The sequence below is a fragment of the Sporosarcina sp. FSL W7-1283 genome (assembly GCF_038003105.1).
GTDB classification, from domain to species: Bacteria; Bacillota; Bacilli; order Bacillales_A; family Planococcaceae; genus Sporosarcina; species Sporosarcina newyorkensis.
The window spans coordinates 2,655,100-2,672,500 of the sequence record NZ_JBBOOL010000001.1; the positions used below are offsets into that span (position 1 = coordinate 2,655,100).

Genomic DNA, 17,401 nt, shown 5'->3' on the forward strand with positions numbered 1-17,401 from the left:
AAAAAATCCTTGCAGAGTATTTCTGCAAGGATTTTTTTGATTATCGGCTTTTGCTTTTCATCCAATCCACTGCTTCTTTCACTAGTTTGCGGTTCATCTCGGGCGGAATGTAATGGGTAAATCCTTCTAAATACCATGTTTCGTATTCTTTATTGGCATCGCGCAGCGCATTTTCTAGTAACAGTGCTTGCTCAAATGAAACATTTGTGTCCGCCGTTCCATGGATGATCAAAGTAGGTATTTCAATATCGTGCACGCGGAACAAAGCGGTCCGCTCACGATAGGCATCCGGCATATTATTTGGTGTGCCTCCAATTACCCTCTTCATCATTCGCCGCATATCTTCACGTTCTTTATAAGTGAACACTACATCAGACACTCCTGCCCACGTCACCATCGATGTTAAATCCTCACGTAATATGGCGGTCCATAATGCCATAATGCCCCCTCGAGAGAAAGAAAAGAGATGAATCCGTTCTGAATCGACAGACGCTTGCTGTTTCAGTACTTCCACTCCGGCAACCGCATCATTGCGGTCCTCTCCTGCAAACTCGTCCTTCCCCTCGCCCCCTCGGTTGCCCCTATAATAAGGAGCAAACACGACCAAACCGTGTGAAGCAAACTGTGCAATGCGGGCGGGTCGTACCATTCCAACATGTTGGATTCCACCCCGTAAATACAGCAAGCCATCATAACGCCCTTCAGCTGTCGGTGTAGCGAGCAGTCCTTTAACCTGCAAGCCGTCAGACCAATACGTTACCTCTTCCAACCTCACATGAGGATTCGGCGATGGATACTCCTTACGCTTGATAATATCCCCGTCAGTGCGTTCAGTCATTCGCTTCCACCCACTTCCTGAGCTCTCCCATGCCGCGGTCTTTCATATGGAAGCTAAGCTCCGTGCAGGCGGCAAGCTCCACGTCTGTCATCCAGACAGCGCCTTCTGTCTCAAGTAACGTATAGTCTCGCTCGACATGAACGACATTTCCTGTGAAAACAGCTTTGCAGAAAGGCGGATCGGTAAAGACAACGTATTCTGCAAAGGAGTGTACATTATCAATCGTCACGCCGGTTTCTTCCAATGTTTCTCGAATGGCGGCTTGTTCAATCATCTCGCCTGCCTCCGCTTTTCCTCCTGGAAACTCAATTCCGCGAATTCGATGTTTTGTCAGTAGCCACCGATCATTATGTTTGATCACAACGAGTACATGGCGTGATTCAATCCGGTGTTGATTCGGCCCAAATGTCAGTTCAACGTTGGCACCTTTTAAGTCTTCAAACTTTAGCATATGGCTCACGTCCTTTCCTATAGTGTAGCGGAAAGACGTGTGCCGAATCAACGAAAGAAGGGCAGCTTCTCAATAAAGCGTTTGGATTCATCGTCCGTGTATTCATGAATTAAGGCATAGACTTTCATCATCCGCCGATCGATATCGTGGTTGTCGCGGTCATAGTGGTAAGGTATATATGGCAGATGAGAGCGCAGAAAGTTGCGGAACTCCAAGCGGTCCATTTGGGCAAATAATCGTTCAAAAACAGGGTATGCTTCTTTTGAGACCTCTACTTTATATTCCCACGGGGAGGCGTGCGGATCGATTAGGACTTGCTGATTGGTGACGGAGACATACATCGTGTATTTTTGTTCGCTCATAACCATCCTACTTTCTTTTTTTAGGTAGCATGGCTATAACCGAAAAAAATATTCTAATTTTAAAGGCGAATGATGTGTTTTTGCCTAAGGTAATTCCAGCTTTCTACACCGGGAATTGCGCTTCAGCCAGTACGCTTTCCGTGAAGCATGCGGTGATCCTCCTTCTTACGCGCCATCCCCTGGAAGCCTCATAAATATTATATAAAAATAATAAAGAGGTGCTTCTTACTTCGATCCTCAAAATCCTAGACAAAAAAACAAAAACCTATTAACCACCACGAATTGTTAATAGGCTCCATGTTTTTATTTTGCTTGTTCTTCGTAGACAACTCTTTCCACTGCCAACGCGACATTTATATGCACATTGGGATCCAGTGGATGAGGCACCAGATCGTCGCGTTTTGTGCTGTCGACGATGGCAAGTGCCGCCGCAATAAGCATTGGGTAGGTAATGGCTTTTGCATTTGCGTTCAATGCACCGCGGAAGATGCCTGGAAAACCGAGGACGTTGTTCACTAAGCGGCCGTCTGCTGCATAAGCTGCGCCAGCCTCCAAAGCTTCGTCAGGGGCAATTTCCGCATTCGGATTCGACAGTGCCAAGATGATTTGTCCTTTGCGGATCATTTCCGGTTTGATTAAATTTGCAACTCCCGTCGTTGCAATGACGAGATCACATGTCTCCATGATCTCTTCCATTGAATCTGCAACTGTTCCACCAAATCCCGCCAACATGGCCTTGGCTTTCGGGTTCAGGTCGGTCCCCTTCATCTCTTTCACGCCATAGGCCATGAACATTCTACTGATTGCTAGGCCCGCTGCCCCTAAACCAATTTGTCCGACTGATGCATTTGCTAGGTCCACGCCGACATGTTGACTTGCCGTTAATGCGGCTGCTAGTGCAACGACTGCTGTCCCATGCTGATCATCGTGCATGACGGGAATCGGCAATTCTTTCTTCAAACGTTCTTCGATTTCAAAACAATGAGGTGAGCCGATGTCTTCCAATAAAATCGCACCAAATCCTTTGTGGATATGCTTCACTGTTTCTACAACTTGGTCGGGATCACTCGTATCCAATAAAATTGGAACCCCGCTGATGCCGACAAATTGATCAAACAGCACGGCTTTCCCTTCCATTACGGGCATGCCTGCAACTGGGCCAATATCTCCTAGTCCTAGAATGGCCGTTCCGTCCGTTACAATGGCTACAGTATTGGAAATGCCCGTGAAATAATTCGCCTGTTCCGGATCTTCTTGAATTGTTTTACAGACATTCGCAACACCGGGTGTATAGACTCTACGGAGGTCTGCCAGCGAACGAATCTCATGCGTGGCTTTCATATGGATTTTTCCGCCTTCATGCGCCTGAAGAACGTCATCTGTTACAGTATGAACTTTTATGCCGCCTTTTAAATTGTCTATGGCTTCCACGATTTCTTCCAAATGAGCCTTGTCATTGCATTGTAACGCGATTTCTCGAATCGTAGAAAGTGTTCCTACCTTAATCGTCTGGATATCTCCGATGTCGCCGTTCAACTGCCCAATCGCCATCGTTACTTTGCCGAGATTTCCCGGTTTGGAAGGTGTTTCGATTATCAAATTACGCAAAAATTGGCCATGCCCCATAATGGTCAACCTCCTATAAAAGTTATTTAATTTATTTTTTCACAGTGTTTCATTTCGATGCCATCGCTAAAAAAACACACATCTCAATCATACGAGACGTGTGTTTTGCAATCAAGCCTTGATATCCACAGATGCCCCTTTATGGGGATGAGTAGCGGCAGGCAGATTATTCAGCATTTCGGCTGCAGCAGAAGTTTCCATTGAAAGAGCTTTCGTCATAACACTCATTTGAACGGTTGATTGCAAGCTTCTCAACTGACTGGACATGATTGAATTGATATCCATTTCGTTCACTCCTTCCTACTATTCACTTCTTACTATCGGCCGATTTCATGCGAAATGAAGGATTTTCATTCATTCGTTTCGCCTAAAAATGCATTCAGCATCCATTGGTGTTTTTCGATGCTCTGATAAACCGCATTGAGCATATCTTCTGTCATATCATCTGAATCTTTTGAAGCGAGATCCATTCCCTTTTTCAACGATTTCATAATCTTATCAAAATCATCTACTAACGCTTGGACCATATCATTCGCTTTTTCCGTTCCATTTGCCTCGCTCACTACCGAACTTTCCAAATGCTCAGATAGCGTAGCAGTCGGTTTTCCGCCTAATGTCAGTACTCGCTCTGCAATTTCATCCATATGCACTGTCGCTTCGTCGTATAACTCTTCAAATTTTGCGTGGAGAGTAAAGAAATGACTTCCTTTTACATACCAATGATAATTATGCAACTTTGCATACATTACAGACCACGTAGATACTTGCTTGTTCAATTCTTGAATTAATTCCTTAGACATAAAAAAACACTCTCCTAATCATTTTTAAGCTTCTCTCTTTTATTTTACCACTTTTGCCAGTAAACTAAACCTAATTACATCGGAAGGTGATTCATATGTTGAAGAAAGTCTTATTATTAGGTATACGTTTCTATCAAAAGTTCATATCACCTATGTTTCCGCCTTCTTGCCGGTTTTATCCTACCTGTTCACATTATGGAGTAGAAGCAATTGAAACACACGGCGCACTCAAAGGCAGCTGGCTTGCTGTGAAACGAATATTGAAATGTCATCCTTTTCACGAAGGCGGGTTTGATCCAGTCCCAATGAAGAAGTCTAGAAAAAAATGAAGTAAACGAATGTTGCATTCACAAAAATAATCTTGTATGATGAGTAAGTTACCTAAATAGTAATCATTCCTATTACCGTCATGGAGGCCTATTAAAATGAAAAATCGTTACTTTCTCGCAGCTGTTGCCCTATTGCTTTTGCTAAGCGGATGCAGCAAAAAGGCAGTAGATGAAAATGAATCTCCTTCATCCACTAAGCTTCTTATTTACACGACCGTCTATCCCCTTCAATATTTTACAGAACGTATTGGCGGAGAGTTTGTTGACGTTCAATCCATTTATCCGCCTGGAACAGATGAACACGTTTTCGAACCCACTCAAAAAGATATGATGTCCTTAGCGAAAGCGGATCTGTTCTTTTACGTCGGGCTTGGCTTGGAAGGTTTTGTTCAGAAAACCGAAAAGACGTTGCAAAATGAACATGTGCAACTCGTTTCTATTGCAGATGATATAGACCCGGAAGAGTTGGAGCCAGGACATTCACATGATCACGAAGGTCATTCACATGAACACGAGGAGGAAGACCATAATCACGATCATGGTCATGATTCCGCAGTTGATCCGCATGTATGGATCTCGCCCTTTTTAAGCACGTTGCTCGCCGAGAAGATTAAAGATGAGTTAACCGATGAATTGCCGGAACACGCAGACCAATTCCAAGAAAATTTCGATACACTGTATGACGATTTGGAAAAATTGGATCGCCAATATAAAACAATGGCGGATGAAGCACCGAATAAAACGTTCTTTGTCTCACACGCTGCCTTTGGTTATTTAGCGGATACGTATGGGCTTCAGCAACTTGCTGTCTCGGGACTTGACTCACAAAACGAACCTTCCCAAAAACAGTTGGCTGCACTTGTTCAAGAAGCAAAAGAGAAAGACATTCAATATATTTTATTCGAACAAAATGTCAGCTCTAAATTAGCAGAAGTCATTCAGAAAGAACTCAATGCGGAAGTGCTGACTCTTCATAATTTAAGCGTGTTGACAAATGAAGATATTGACAAAGGGAAGGATTACTTCTCGCTGATGGAACAGAATCTTCAAGTATTAAAAAAAGCATTAAGTAACTAACAGTGGGGTTGACTCCACTGTTTTTTTAAAGACTTTTTTTCAATTCGAAACGCATTAACTTATTGGACGCATTGCGCGGCAGCTGATCGACAAATCGAATCTCTTTCGGTACTTTGTAGCGAGCTAAGTGTTGCGCGCAATACGCCAGTATCTCCTGTTCTGAAACCTGATCGCTAATGAGGAAGGCTACTGGGACTTGTCCCCATTGGTCGTCATCTTTTGCGCAAACCCCCGCTTCCCTAACTGCGGGATGTGCCAATAGGACGTTTTCAATTTCAGCAGGATAGATGTTCTCTCCGCCAGAAATAATTAAGTCTGCGCGTCGATCAACGATGAATAAATATCCCTCTTCATCTAAATATCCAGCATCACCCGTAGCGAGCCAGCCATCTCCCGTGAGTGGTGAACGGTTACTTTGGCTTCCAATATACCCTGGTGTGACATGTGGACCTTTTATAAGGACCTCACCCACTTCTCTCGCCTGATCTGTCCCTTTAATTTTAATCTGATTAAAAAACAGCGGCTTTCCGGCAGATCCTAATTTACGAACAGCATCTACTTTCCCGAGAGTCGCAGTTTGAGAAGAAGTTTCCGTCATGCCGTACGTCTGTAAAATAGGCAAACCGCACTCAGCAGCCCTTTCTAAATAATCAAGCGGGACGGGCCCACCGCCGACCAGCATCGTCCGGAATGTCGGATGGGCTTTACTGTTCCCTTCTTCTATGACCCGAACAATTTGATCTAATGTCAACGCAACAACTGACATAGCCGTTACTGTTCCTGCTGTAATCTGTGCTGCGGCCTCTTTTGCATCAAATTTTTCGTAAAGTCGCGTCTCCATTCCATAAATAACGGAACGAATGATAATTGATAAGCCGCTAATATGGAATAACGGCATCATACAAAGCCAAGAATCTCGATCCGTTAATCCTAGATTCAACACAGAAGCCAGAGCACTAGATGTATGATTGCCGGCTGTCTGACGCACGCCTTTTGGAACGCCTGTGGTGCCTGAAGTATACATGACCGAAAGCGCCCGATCTTCTTCCCACAGTTCCACTACCTCGAATTCTTTTCGTTCCGCTTGGCGAATAGTTGAATAGGACAAACATTCCACTCCGTCTAGAATAGGAGTCTGGGCAACCCGGTCATCGACGACCACTATCTCAACTTCCGCATCGTTAATTTGCCATTCTAGTTCGTCTTCAGTAAGTCGGCTATTGAGAAACACTACTTCCACACTCAATAACCAGGACGCATGAATGAATAACACGGTCTCTTCATTGGAATGGCTCAATAAAGCTACTCTATCACCCGATGCAATATTAAAACTATGTAGCTGTTGTGCGATTCCAAGCGACGCTTCGTACAATTCACGGAAAGTCCATTGCCCTTCCTTTCCCACCAAAGCGGACAGCTCTGGAGACACCTTCGCACGCTGATGCAACCAATTCGGGATCATCATAAGAAACTACAACCTCCAATTAAATAGTGTAATGAAAAAGCTGCCCATTATAGGCAGCTTTTAAAACGTTTAAGGGAAACGCGGGAACTGATCGAAGTCCGGTTTGCGTTTTTCTTTAAATGCATCGCGTCCTTCTTTCGCTTCATCCGTTGTGTAATAAAGAAGTGTAGCGTCTCCAGCCATTTGCTGAAGTCCAGCCAGTCCATCCGTATCCGCATTCATTGCAGCTTTCAAGAAGCGCAATGCAGTCGGACTCTTACTCAACATTTCCTCACACCATTGTACGGTTTCATCTTCCAATTGATCGTAAGGAACAACTGTGTTGACCAGACCCATGTCGAGTGCTTCCTGCGCATCATATTGACGGCATAAGTACCAGATTTCACGCGCTTTCTTATGGCCCACAATACGCGCTAAGTAACCAGATCCGTAACCAGCATCGAATGAACCAACAGTCGGTCCAGTCTGTCCGAAACGTGCATTATCAGCTGCAATTGTCAAATCACAAACAACATGCAGAACGTGGCCGCCACCGATTGCATAACCAGCAACCATTGCGACAACCGGCTTCGGAATTACGCGAATTAGACGTTGCAGATCCAACACGTTCAAGCGAGGAATCTCATCGTCACCTACGTATCCACCGTGACCGCGAACAGATTGGTCGCCTCCTGAACAGAAAGCCTTTTCTCCTTCACCTGTTAACACGATGACACCGATACGTTGATCATCTCTTGCTCGTGAAAATGCATCAATCATTTCAGAAACGGTTTTCGGCCGGAATGCATTTCGCACTTCTGGACGATTGATCGTAATTTTTGCAATGCCGTTGTACATTTCATATTTAATATCATCATATGTACGAAGCGTTTCCCATTGACGGGTCATACTAACTCCTCCTCATTTTCCAACTGTTTTCAGATAGCTCTTTATCATTGTAGCAAATTGCCGCGGTTTTTCCACATGAATTGCATGTCCCGCGTCTTTTATCGTTTCATGCAAGGCATTTGGCAATAATCGTTTCATTTCCCGGGCAATATTTTCAAATTTCTCATCTTCACTTCCCGTGATGAGCAAAACTGGAAACTCAAAATGCGTCAACTCATCCCAATATGATGGCTGACTTCCTGTCCCAATTCCCCTCAGACTATTTGCCAAGCCAAGCGGCTGCTGCTTCAGTCGCTCAAGCCGCACAGCCAGCTGCTTCTCATCCGAAAGTTTTTTTTGCGAATGAAAAAGGGGAATTTCCTGCCAAAAATCGACGAATTTCTCGATTCCTTCGTTTTCGATTCGCTCCGCTAACTTTGCGTCTGCAACACAGCGTGTAGTCCGTTCAGCTTCCGTTCCTAAACCAGGTGAACTGCTTTCTAGTATCAAGCCGGCAATTTGGTCGGAATACGTTGCGGCATAGCCAAGCGCTACTCTTCCGCCCATTGAATACCCTAACAGAATGGGCTGCTCAATGTGTAGATCTGCCAATAACTGATGCAAATCTTCAATCTGTTCATTCATTTGATAACGTTCTGGCTCCGTTGGAGAGGCCGTTCTGCCGTGACCAATTAAATCGACCGTGATGACATAATGCTGTGTCAGAAGTATATCGATCGTTTCCCGCCATGTATCTGTTGAGCCCGTAAAGCCATGCAACAGGACAATCGCCGGTAATTGCTCATCTCCATGGCGTTCTACATAGGTTTGAATTCCACGGATGTCCATGACTTCAGCCTTCAATGCATTCCACCCTCTTCGCGATTTCTCGCCATACCGTCCGATGTGCTTCCACATTATCCGCACGATTCGTAAAGACTTCAATCATTCGCAGGCTGGACGTTTTAGTCGCTTGCATTACGTTTTCAAATGCCTCCACTGTAGACACCGCATCATACTGCGCTTCATACATCGCCGCAATATGATTGAATGTCAAATTCGTCGGAGTACCGAATAATTGCTCATAATAGTCTTCCACAGATGCTTGAGGCAGATAGGAGAAGATGCCCCCGCCATTATTATTGACGATGATAATCGTTAAATCTGTCTCCTGTAATCTGGATATGATCAATCCATTCAAATCATGTAAAAACGCCAAATCACCAATTAATAAATAGGTAGTTCGTTTGCGGCCTTCTTGGATACCAAGAGCAGTCGAAACTACGCCATCGATACCATTTGTCCCCCGATTGCAAAATAGCGAAATATCTTTTTCGGTCTTCTTAAAATACGTATCCAAATCACGTATCGGCATACTGCTGCTGCACACGACATCAGCTTTATTAGGCAGATGTGCAATGAACTGACGCACGATATGCCCTTCATCTCCGTTAAAATACATTTCATCATTGAGCACATCAGTGGAAATCTGGTTCGCTTGAAGCCATTGATTTGTATAGTCAGCCCGTTCAAGACAGACATCCATCTCCTGCCAAACACTCCTTGCTGTAGTTTGCAAATGATGCGTTGTCAGACCTAAGGGATCGCGATAATTTGGGGATTCATCCACTACAATATATGTTTTTGGACAGACCCTCTTTAAAAACAACGTTAATGGCTTAGAAACAGGCTGTGGTCCGAAACGGATGACACAGTCTGGCTGTACCCCTTCGCTAAATGTTTCACTTTTTAACAATGCGTCATATTGATCGATACATAAATCGATACAGTCAGCTGGTACCTGCGAACGCAAATTGGATAGCGGGTCACATAATACCGGCCACTGAAGCGACTTAGCAAATTGCCAGAACTGCTCTTTCTGCAATTCAGGCGGCTGTTCACCGATGATCAAAATACCTCGCTTTGACTTAGTTATCGCTTGCTGTAAGAAATCCTTCATGTCATTAGACAACGAGGCTTCACCGATGAATTGCTGTTGGAACCTGCTGACCGGTGCCTGTCCTTCTAAATCAATTAGCAACGGCTCCCGAAACGGCACATTCAGATGGACTGGACCCTGTGGTGCAGTTTTCGCAACAGCAAGCAGCCGGACTGCCCGCTGTTCCATGTAATTCAGAATTTCTGCACGGTTTTCGGGAACAGGAAAGTCTACACTTTCTTTAACGTGCTCCCCAAACATACGAATCTGGTCTATCGCCTGCGGAGCACCGACTTCACGCAGTTCATGCGGACGGTCTGCGGTGATGACAATAAGAGGCAGACGAGCATAATAGGCCTCTGTTACTGCCGGATGATAATTCGATGCAGCAGTACCCGACGTACATAGCAGAACGACTGGCCGTCCAGTCGCTTTCACCAGTCCGAGTGCATAAAATGCTGCAGAACGTTCATCTGTTTGAATAAAAGTCTGCATATCTTCGGACTTTGAGAATGCATAAGCAAGCGGCGTCGATCTGGAACCTGGACTGATGACCGCCTTATTGGCTCCTTGTTGCACCAAAGTTTCTGTTAGACGAAGCACATAGTTCGTCAATCCTGCACGATGATCATTCATGTAAACTTCCTCCGAGCGCACGCAAAACAGGTCTGAATTTTACCCATGTTTCCTTATACTCTTCAGTCGGCATGGAATCCGCCACGATACCTCCGCCTGCATATAGATAGGCATCTTTGCCAGACAGCAGTCCTGAACGAATTGCGACAGCAAACTCTCCATTTCCTGCTGCATCCGTCCAACCAATCGGTCCTGCATAAAACCCTCTGTCCATTTGCTCTTCATCCCGAATGATCGCAAGCGCCTTCTTGCGCGGAACCCCGCCGAGGGCAGGCGTCGGATGAAGGGCTTCCACGAGACGGAAAATCTCCTGATCTTCAGCTAATTTTCCTTCCACTGGCGTGAATAAATGTTGAATATCTCGGACCTTCAATAGTTTTGGTGTTTTATTCACATGCAAGGAGGAACAGAACTCAGAAAATACTTCCGTAATCATATCTACTACATATTGATGTTCTTCCCGATTTTTCTTGTCACGCAGCAATTGTTCGCCAAGCTGCTGATCTTCAAGGGCTGTTTTTCCACGATGTATGGAGCCGGCTACACAGGCTGAATATGCTTGTCCTTTTGAAATTTCCACAAGTCGCTCAGGAGTCGCACCAAAAAACATCTCTTCTCCTATTTGCAAACCGAAATGATAGCTCGCTTGCTGTTCATTCGTAATTGCGTGCAGGGCAGTTGCTTTTTGAAATTCCTCTTCAAAAGACAATTTGATCTTACGCGCAATGACAACTTTCTCCGCCACCTGCGCTTTAATTTGGGAAGTCACATTCTCGACTGCCTCCATATAGCGATCAGTAGCCAATTCCGTCTGTGAAACGATCGCTGGTTTACCTTGTAATGTGAACTCATCCACTTGCGCGATATGAAGCAAGCGGTCACGTTCTTGACGCAACCCTTCAAACTGAGCAGCTGCCTCTAGCTCGTCTGTAACATAATTGATCGATACGTATGTCTTACCGTTATCAATTTTCAATTGAATCAAAGGCACCGTGAAATACGCTGCCGGGAATGCAGTCCATTCATCATCCTGTCTCGTTTGTGGATCGAATGAAAACCCTCCGAACAGCACGGGATCCATATCTTTTTCCTCTTTGATCAGTCTTCCGCAAAGGGCTTTCCATTGTCTGGATATCGATTGAAAGCGGTGTGTGTCAGCAGTCAGCACGGCTGCCTGACCAACGCCAACCAGCTTGACTGTTTTATCTGCATTTTGCCAAAAAAAACGATGATCGCCATAATGTGAACGCCCTGCTTCAAAAAAGGCAAGCGGATCAAGCGTTTCCACTTCTATTGTTTCCGTAAAAAAACGAGCTTCCGTTCCTACAGTCTGACCTAAATTCGCTCGATCGGTCAATTTCCGGTTCATCCTACTCTCTCCTTACTATCATTCAATATGTTGTCGATAAATTTCTTCCAGCCATATAGTAGCCGGACTATAAGTACCTCTATTCTATCACATCGAATGCTTTACTTAGTATGATAAGTCTTCCTGTTCTCGAGGTCCTTCGACAAATGCGTTCGGTTGACCAATCACCATACCTAACAGATTGCTTTTGTTGTATAATAGTAAGTATTGATTATAAATAAGGAGAGATTACACGTGCAACACACAATAGAATCTACTACCGGCTGGCGCGTTTGGTGGCAGCTCACAAGACCGCACACATTAACCGCAGCCTTTGCACCTGTCTTTTTAGGCACCATGATCGCACTGCAATATGGAGCCATTCATTTTCCGCTATTCCTGGCTATGCTGACGGCAAGCTTATTCTTGCAAATGGCAACGAATATGTTCAATGAATACTACGACTTCAAGAGGGGGCTCGATGATGAGCACTCTATCGGCATTGGCGGCACAATTGTACGAAATGGCGTGAAACCGAAAACTGTCCTTAATTTAGCATTGCTATTATATGGCCTGTCGGTTCTTCTAGGCATCTACATTTGCATGCAAACTTCCTGGGTTCTTGCAGTAGTTGGATCCATCGCCATGTTGATCGGCTATCTTTATACCGGCGGTCCCTACCCCATCGCATATACACCATTTGGTGAGTTAGTATCCGGTTTTGTTATGGGAATGCTGTTGATTTTAATTGCTTTCTTCATACAGACAGGAACTATTACAGGAAATGCAATCTTACTGTCCGTGCCAAGTATGCTGCTCGTCGCAGCGATCATGATGGCAAACAATATACGTGATATCGTAGGAGACACCAAAGGCGGCCGCAAGACATTAGCAATTCTGACAGGACGCTCAAATGCTGTCACCATACTCGCCTCATTCTTTATCGTGTCCTATGTTTGGATTATCGTACTTGTTCTTACTGGTCATGTATCCGCTTGGGCTTTACTTGTTCTTCTAAGTATACCTAAACCGCTTTATGCAATTAAAACGTTCAGGCAATACGAGCAACCGATTCACGTGATGCCGGCTATGAAAGACACAGGAGTGACCAATACATTGTTTGGATTTCTTCTGGGTATTGGAATACTTATCGCTCATTTCATCTGAATAAACCACATCTCAAACGTCTACACTGCAAAAGGTAGGCGTTTTTTTGTTGGAAAGGTTTACGCTTCCTAAGAAACAGGGAATGACTGAAGTAATAAAGCTTTCCCAAACTCCATTCCTATTTAGGAAAGCCATACAGAAAGGGTCGTGAATGAATTGCTAACTACACAACAAATACAAACCTTAGAAAAAGAACTACATGCTATGGAAGAAAGTTTAACCCAGACCGAAAAGGAAACGGAGATGGTGCAGTCAGCCCAAGATTCGGTTGGGGAGCTATCGATGTACGATAACCATCCAGCTGATATGGGAACTGAATTGTATGAACGTGAAAAAGATATAGCCTTGAACACACATGCGGAAGACGAGCTAGGAAAAGTCCAGCATGCACTCCAGGCTATCAAAGACGGAACGTACGGGACGTGTGAAGTATGCGGAAAGAACATTCAATACGAACGTTTAGAAGCCATTCCGTTTACAACTGTATGTATTGAAGATGCAGAACAATCCGTTCCCGAGGATCGTCCAGTAGAGGAAGATATTTTAATTATGGCAGAACCGAATTCATTTGCCGAACGTAGATCCGGTGACAGAAGAGATTACGAAGACAGTTTTCAAGAAATCGCAAGGTCCGGCACTTCCGAAACTCCTTCCGATTTTAGCGGTAATGAAAATCGTGATTATGATGATCTTTATGATGATGATAGTGACGAAGCTACAGAGGAATATGAAGATTTTGCTGTATCAGATATCACAGGTGAACCTGCTGGCGTCGTGCACAGTGAGGAATCAGAAGAATACAAAGAAGAGCTCGATGCAGAAGGGTTAGAATCACCTCTTGGCGATATACCTTATCATAAAGGCGACAGTTATGTAGATGATAAAAAATAAAGAAAAAAGGCTGGTACTGAAAGTTATTGTAACTTTCAGCACCAGCCTTTCCATATGTAATAATATAACCGGGCAAGAGACTCGGAGAACCGCGAGTATCGTCGGAATGAACCTTAAAGCTTTCAGACCACACGCTGCTGCTAATTTTATATTTAGCAATCTACTAAATAAAAAGAGACAATGCACAATTATATGTGCATTGTCTCTTTTTGGTATGACCCCTACGGGATTCGAACCCGTGTTACCGCCGTGAAAGGGCGGTGTCTTAACCGCTTGACCAAGGGGCCAAAACGTATGGCGGAGAAGGAGGGATTCGAACCCTCGCGCCGCTTTCGCGACCTACACCCTTAGCAGGGGCGCCTCTTGAGCCACTTGAGTACTTCCCCATATTGGCTCCGCAGGTAGGATTCGAACCTACGACCGATCGGTTAACAGCCGATTGCTCTACCACTGAGCTACTGCGGAATGGTGGGCCTAAGTGGACTCGAACCACCGACCTCACGCTTATCAGGCGTGCGCTCTAACCAGCTGAGCTATAGGCCCCTAATGGAGCGGGTGAAGGGAATCGAACCCTCATCATCAGCTTGGAAGGCTGAGGTTTTACCACTAAACTACACCCGCATTAATGGTGGCTCAGGACGGAATCGAACCGCCGACACAAGGATTTTCAGTCCTTTGCTCTACCGACTGAGCTACTGAGCCACATTGTAATTCTTTAAAATAAAAATGGCGGTCCCGACGGGAATCGAACCCGCGATCTCCTGCGTGACAGGCAGGCATGTTAACCGCTACACCACGGGACCTTGGTTGCGGGGGCAGGATTTGAACCTGCGACCTTTGGGTTATGAGCCCAACGAGCTACCACTGCTCCACCCCGCGACAATAAAATACTTTCAAACTTCTTTTTCAACCCGACTACATTATTGTAACATAACAAGTTAGCAAAGTAAAGGGTTTGTTTTAATAAATATGGCGGAGGAAGAGGGATTCGAACCCCCGCGGGCTTTAACACCCCTGTCGGTTTTCAAGACCGATCCCTTCAGCCGGGCTTGGGTATTCCTCCGTACATTAATTAAACTGGTGGACCTTGCAGGACTCGAACCTGCGACCGGACGGTTATGAGCCGTCTGCTCTAACCAACTGAGCTAAAGGTCCTTAGATAGCGGCGGAGGGGATCGAACCCACGACCTTACGGGTATGAACCGTACGCTCTAGCCAGCTGAGCTACGCCGCCACAATTAGTCAGTTATAAACTTATATTATTGGTGGAGCCTAGCGGGATCGAACCGCTGACCTCCTGCGTGCAAGGCAGGCGCTCTCCCAGCTGAGCTAAGGCCCCAATAAGTGGTCGGGAAGACAGGATTCGAACCTGCGACCCCTTGGTCCCAAACCAAGTGCTCTACCAAGCTGAGCTACTTCCCGACTATGTTATGTATAATTTTTGATTAAATATGGCGCGCCCGGCAGGAGTCGAACCCACAACCTTCTGATCCGTAGTCAGACGCTCTATCCAATTGAGCTACGGGCGCATATTTATAAATGGTGCCGAGAACCGGAATCGAACCGGTACGGTAGTCACCTACCGCAGGATTTTAAGTCCTGTGCGTCTGCCAGTTCCGCCACCCCGGCAAGAGTGGATAAGCGGAAGACGGGATTCGAACCCGCGACCCCGACCTTGGCAAGGTCGTATTCTACCACTGAACTACTTCCGCAAAAAAAGTGCGGGTGAAGGGAGTCGAACCCCCACGCCCGAAGGCACTAGATCCTAAGTCTAGCGTGTCTGCCAGTTCCACCACACCCGCAGTATGTTGGCATTTGCCAATAAAGTGGTGAGCCATACAGGATTCGAACCTGTGACCCTCTGATTAAAAGTCAGATGCTCTACCAACTGAGCTAATGGCTCGTACATGAAGTGGTGCCGGCGAAAGGACTTGAACCCTCAACCTACTGATTACAAGTCAGTTGCTCTACCAGTTGAGCTACACCGGCAAAAGTGTAGAAAATATGGTGGAGGATGACGGGCTCGAACCGCCGACCCCCTGCTTGTAAGGCAGGTGCTCTCCCAGCTGAGCTAATCCTCCTGGGTAAAATTGCGATAATCTTCGCATTGCTATGTCTGCTAAATTCCTTCATTTTCTATGACCACTTTATTATGTATGAAATACTAAATTGTAGATTGCAAATCAAAAGAAAGTGATTGCCTGGCGACGTCTTACTCTCACAGGGGGAAGCCCCCTACTACCATCAGCGCTGAAGAGCTTAACTTCCGTGTTCGGTATGGGAACGGGTGTGACCTCTTCGCTATCGTCACCAGACTTGTCCTTTCGTCGGACATTTACTATTATAACACTTATTTCAAATAAAGCAAGTGTTATTTTAGTTTTTTAGTGAATTTTTGTTCACTCAAAACTGAATAAAAGACATTGTGTACCTCAAGTAGTACTTCTTAAAATAGGTTAAGTCCTCGATCGATTAGTATCTGTCAGCTGCACACGTCGCCGTGCTTCCACCCCAGACCTATCCACCTCATCATCTTTGAGGGATCTTACTTACTTGCGTAATGGGAAATCTCATCTTGAAGGGGGCTTCATGCTTAGATGCTTTCAGCATTTATCCCGTCCATACATAGCTACCCAGCGATGCCTTTGGCAAGACAACTGGTACACCAGCGGTATGTCCATCCCGGTCCTCTCGTACTAAGGACAGCTCTTCTCAAATTTCCTGCGCCCGCGACGGATAGGGACCGAACTGTCTCACGACGTTCTGAACCCAGCTCGCGTGCCGCTTTAATGGGCGAACAGCCCAACCCTTGGGACCGACTACAGCCCCAGGATGCGACGAGCCGACATCGAGGTGCCAAACCTCCCCGTCGATGTGGACTCTTGGGGGAGATAAGCCTGTTATCCCCGGGGTAGCTTTTATCCGTTGAGCGATGGCCCTTCCATGCGGAACCACCGGATCACTAAGCCCGTCTTTCGACCCTGCTCGACTTGTAGGTCTCGCAGTCAAGCTCCCTTATGCCTTTGCACTCTACGAATGATGTCCAACCATTCTGAGGGAACCTTTGGGCGCCTCCGTTACTCTTTAGGAGGCGACCGCCCCAGTCAAACTGCCCACCTGACACTGTCTCCTGCCCGGATCACGGGCATGGGTTAGAAGTCCAATACAGCCAGGGTAGTATCCCACCAACGCCTCCTCCGAAGCTGGCGCTCCGGAATCCAAGGCTCCTACCTATCCTGTACAGGCTGCACCGGAATTCAATATCAGGCTACAGTAAAGCTCCACGGGGTCTTTCCGTCCTGTCGCGGGTAATGCGCATCTTCACGCATATTATAATTTCACCGAGTCTCTCGTTGAGACAGTGCCCAGATCGTTACGCCTTTCGTGCGGGTCGGAACTTACCCGACAAGGAATTTCGCTACCTTAGGACCGTTATAGTTACGGCCGCCGTTTACTGGGGCTTCAATTCAGAGCTTCGCTTGCGCTAACCCCTCCTCTTAACCTTCCAGCACCGGGCAGGCGTCAGCCCCTATACGTCACCTTACGGTTTTGCAGAGACCTGTGTTTTTGCTAAACAGTCGCCTGGGCCTATTCACTGCGGCTCT

The 17,401-nt window shown here is 45.9% G+C and carries 15 protein-coding genes, 20 tRNA genes and 2 rRNA genes (1 of these 37 cut by a window edge); 4 read left to right on the forward strand and 33 right to left on the reverse strand.

Features of this window, described 5'->3' with window-relative positions; translation table 11 throughout:
- Nucleotides 1–40: 40 nt before the first annotated feature.
- The 6 genes from MKY93_RS13715 to MKY93_RS13740 form a co-directional block, all read right to left on the reverse strand.
- The gene (locus tag MKY93_RS13715; protein ID WP_009497977.1) at nt 41–838 is read right to left on the reverse strand and encodes an alpha/beta hydrolase family protein; all 798 of its coding nucleotides are present in this window, start codon (nt 836–838) and stop codon (nt 41–43) included.
- A complete protein-coding gene (locus tag MKY93_RS13720) occupies nt 831–1,289 on the reverse strand; it encodes an NUDIX hydrolase (RefSeq protein ID WP_340759567.1) in 459 nt (152 codons plus the stop codon). The genes MKY93_RS13715 and MKY93_RS13720 overlap by 8 nt, the downstream gene beginning before the upstream one ends.
- Nucleotides 1,290–1,336: 47 nt before the next feature.
- Nucleotides 1,337–1,657, reverse strand: a complete 321-nt coding sequence (locus MKY93_RS13725; RefSeq protein WP_078818232.1) for a transposase — start codon at nt 1,655–1,657, stop codon at nt 1,337–1,339.
- Nucleotides 1,658–1,954: 297 nt separating this feature from the next.
- Entirely contained in the window at nt 1,955–3,277 is a 1,323-nt protein-coding gene (locus MKY93_RS13730; protein WP_078818233.1) for an NAD-dependent malic enzyme, read from the reverse strand.
- A 111-nt stretch (nt 3,278–3,388) separates the two neighbouring features.
- The gene (locus MKY93_RS13735) at nt 3,389–3,562 is read right to left on the reverse strand and encodes a putative motility protein (RefSeq protein WP_009497982.1); all 174 of its coding nucleotides are present in this window, start codon (nt 3,560–3,562) and stop codon (nt 3,389–3,391) included.
- A 65-nt stretch (nt 3,563–3,627) separates the two neighbouring features.
- The gene (locus tag MKY93_RS13740) at nt 3,628–4,077 is read right to left on the reverse strand and encodes a Dps family protein (protein WP_009497983.1); all 450 of its coding nucleotides are present in this window, start codon (nt 4,075–4,077) and stop codon (nt 3,628–3,630) included.
- Nucleotides 4,078–4,172: 95 nt separating this feature from the next.
- On the opposite strand from MKY93_RS13740, the gene yidD reads away from it, so the two are divergent.
- Nucleotides 4,173–4,406 (forward strand): membrane protein insertion efficiency factor YidD, encoded by a 234-nt coding sequence (yidD, locus tag MKY93_RS13745; RefSeq protein ID WP_009497984.1) that lies wholly within the window; start codon nt 4,173–4,175, stop codon nt 4,404–4,406.
- A gap of 96 nt (nt 4,407–4,502) precedes the next feature.
- On the forward strand, nt 4,503–5,483 hold the full coding sequence (locus MKY93_RS13750; protein ID WP_221837288.1) for a metal ABC transporter solute-binding protein, Zn/Mn family: 981 nt from the start codon (nt 4,503–4,505) through the stop codon (nt 5,481–5,483).
- A gap of 25 nt (nt 5,484–5,508) precedes the next feature.
- Here the strand turns inward: MKY93_RS13750 and MKY93_RS13755 are convergent, their stop codons facing one another.
- From MKY93_RS13755 to MKY93_RS13775, 5 genes are all read right to left on the reverse strand, one after another.
- Nucleotides 5,509–6,948: an o-succinylbenzoate--CoA ligase gene (locus tag MKY93_RS13755; protein ID WP_340759574.1), complete on the reverse strand. Its 1,440-nt coding sequence runs from the start codon at nt 6,946–6,948 to the stop codon at nt 5,509–5,511.
- 69 nt (nt 6,949–7,017) lie between these two features.
- Nucleotides 7,018–7,836, reverse strand: a complete 819-nt coding sequence (menB, locus tag MKY93_RS13760) for a 1,4-dihydroxy-2-naphthoyl-CoA synthase (RefSeq protein ID WP_009497987.1) — start codon at nt 7,834–7,836, stop codon at nt 7,018–7,020.
- Nucleotides 7,837–7,848: 12 nt separating this feature from the next.
- Entirely contained in the window at nt 7,849–8,664 is an 816-nt protein-coding gene (menH, locus tag MKY93_RS13765) for a 2-succinyl-6-hydroxy-2,4-cyclohexadiene-1-carboxylate synthase (RefSeq protein WP_078818248.1), read from the reverse strand.
- A gap of 4 nt (nt 8,665–8,668) precedes the next feature.
- On the reverse strand, nt 8,669–10,390 hold the full coding sequence (gene menD, locus MKY93_RS13770; RefSeq protein ID WP_221837290.1) for a 2-succinyl-5-enolpyruvyl-6-hydroxy-3-cyclohexene-1-carboxylic-acid synthase: 1,722 nt from the start codon (nt 10,388–10,390) through the stop codon (nt 8,669–8,671).
- A complete protein-coding gene (locus tag MKY93_RS13775) occupies nt 10,383–11,759 on the reverse strand; it encodes an isochorismate synthase (protein ID WP_340759577.1) in 1,377 nt (458 codons plus the stop codon). The genes menD and MKY93_RS13775 overlap by 8 nt, the downstream gene beginning before the upstream one ends.
- A gap of 234 nt (nt 11,760–11,993) precedes the next feature.
- Here MKY93_RS13775 and MKY93_RS13780 point away from each other — a divergent pair, with 234 nt between their 5' ends.
- On the forward strand, nt 11,994–12,905 hold the full coding sequence (locus MKY93_RS13780; RefSeq protein ID WP_221837294.1) for a 1,4-dihydroxy-2-naphthoate polyprenyltransferase: 912 nt from the start codon (nt 11,994–11,996) through the stop codon (nt 12,903–12,905).
- Between the two features lie 204 nt (nt 12,906–13,109).
- Nucleotides 13,110–13,796 (forward strand): TraR/DksA C4-type zinc finger protein, encoded by a 687-nt coding sequence (locus MKY93_RS13785; RefSeq protein WP_246602916.1) that lies wholly within the window; start codon nt 13,110–13,112, stop codon nt 13,794–13,796.
- A 215-nt stretch (nt 13,797–14,011) separates the two neighbouring features.
- Here the strand turns inward: MKY93_RS13785 and MKY93_RS13790 are convergent.
- The 22 genes from MKY93_RS13790 to MKY93_RS13895 form a co-directional block, all read right to left on the reverse strand.
- A tRNA-Glu gene (locus MKY93_RS13790) sits at nt 14,012–14,083 on the reverse strand.
- An 8-nt stretch (nt 14,084–14,091) separates the two neighbouring features.
- A tRNA-Ser gene (locus MKY93_RS13795) sits at nt 14,092–14,182 on the reverse strand.
- 4 nt (nt 14,183–14,186) lie between these two features.
- Nucleotides 14,187–14,261: transfer RNA gene (locus tag MKY93_RS13800), tRNA-Asn, on the reverse strand.
- A 1-nt stretch (nt 14,262) separates the two neighbouring features.
- A tRNA-Ile gene (locus tag MKY93_RS13805) sits at nt 14,263–14,339 on the reverse strand.
- 4 nt (nt 14,340–14,343) lie between these two features.
- Nucleotides 14,344–14,417: transfer RNA gene (locus tag MKY93_RS13810), tRNA-Gly, on the reverse strand.
- Between the two features lie 5 nt (nt 14,418–14,422).
- A tRNA-Phe gene (locus MKY93_RS13815) sits at nt 14,423–14,498 on the reverse strand.
- A gap of 25 nt (nt 14,499–14,523) precedes the next feature.
- A tRNA-Asp gene (locus MKY93_RS13820) sits at nt 14,524–14,599 on the reverse strand.
- Between the two features lies 1 nt (nt 14,600).
- Nucleotides 14,601–14,675, reverse strand: a tRNA-Met gene (locus MKY93_RS13825).
- Between the two features lie 91 nt (nt 14,676–14,766).
- Nucleotides 14,767–14,859, reverse strand: a tRNA-Ser gene (locus tag MKY93_RS13830).
- Between the two features lie 15 nt (nt 14,860–14,874).
- Nucleotides 14,875–14,951, reverse strand: a tRNA-Ile gene (locus tag MKY93_RS13835).
- 5 nt (nt 14,952–14,956) lie between these two features.
- Nucleotides 14,957–15,030 (reverse strand) — tRNA-Met (locus tag MKY93_RS13840).
- Nucleotides 15,031–15,059: 29 nt separating this feature from the next.
- Nucleotides 15,060–15,135, reverse strand: a tRNA-Ala gene (locus MKY93_RS13845).
- A 6-nt stretch (nt 15,136–15,141) separates the two neighbouring features.
- Nucleotides 15,142–15,218, reverse strand: a tRNA-Pro gene (locus tag MKY93_RS13850).
- A 30-nt stretch (nt 15,219–15,248) separates the two neighbouring features.
- Nucleotides 15,249–15,325 (reverse strand) — tRNA-Arg (locus MKY93_RS13855).
- An 11-nt stretch (nt 15,326–15,336) separates the two neighbouring features.
- Nucleotides 15,337–15,425, reverse strand: a tRNA-Leu gene (locus MKY93_RS13860).
- Nucleotides 15,426–15,436: 11 nt separating this feature from the next.
- Nucleotides 15,437–15,508 (reverse strand) — tRNA-Gly (locus MKY93_RS13865).
- Nucleotides 15,509–15,516: 8 nt separating this feature from the next.
- Nucleotides 15,517–15,598 (reverse strand) — tRNA-Leu (locus tag MKY93_RS13870).
- A 25-nt stretch (nt 15,599–15,623) separates the two neighbouring features.
- A tRNA-Lys gene (locus MKY93_RS13875) sits at nt 15,624–15,699 on the reverse strand.
- A 10-nt stretch (nt 15,700–15,709) separates the two neighbouring features.
- Nucleotides 15,710–15,785: transfer RNA gene (locus MKY93_RS13880), tRNA-Thr, on the reverse strand.
- Between the two features lie 16 nt (nt 15,786–15,801).
- A tRNA-Val gene (locus MKY93_RS13885) sits at nt 15,802–15,877 on the reverse strand.
- A gap of 118 nt (nt 15,878–15,995) precedes the next feature.
- Nucleotides 15,996–16,111, reverse strand: a 5S ribosomal RNA gene (rrf, locus tag MKY93_RS13890).
- A gap of 137 nt (nt 16,112–16,248) precedes the next feature.
- A 23S ribosomal RNA gene (locus tag MKY93_RS13895) occupies nt 16,249–17,401 on the reverse strand; it runs 1,773 nt beyond the window's last position.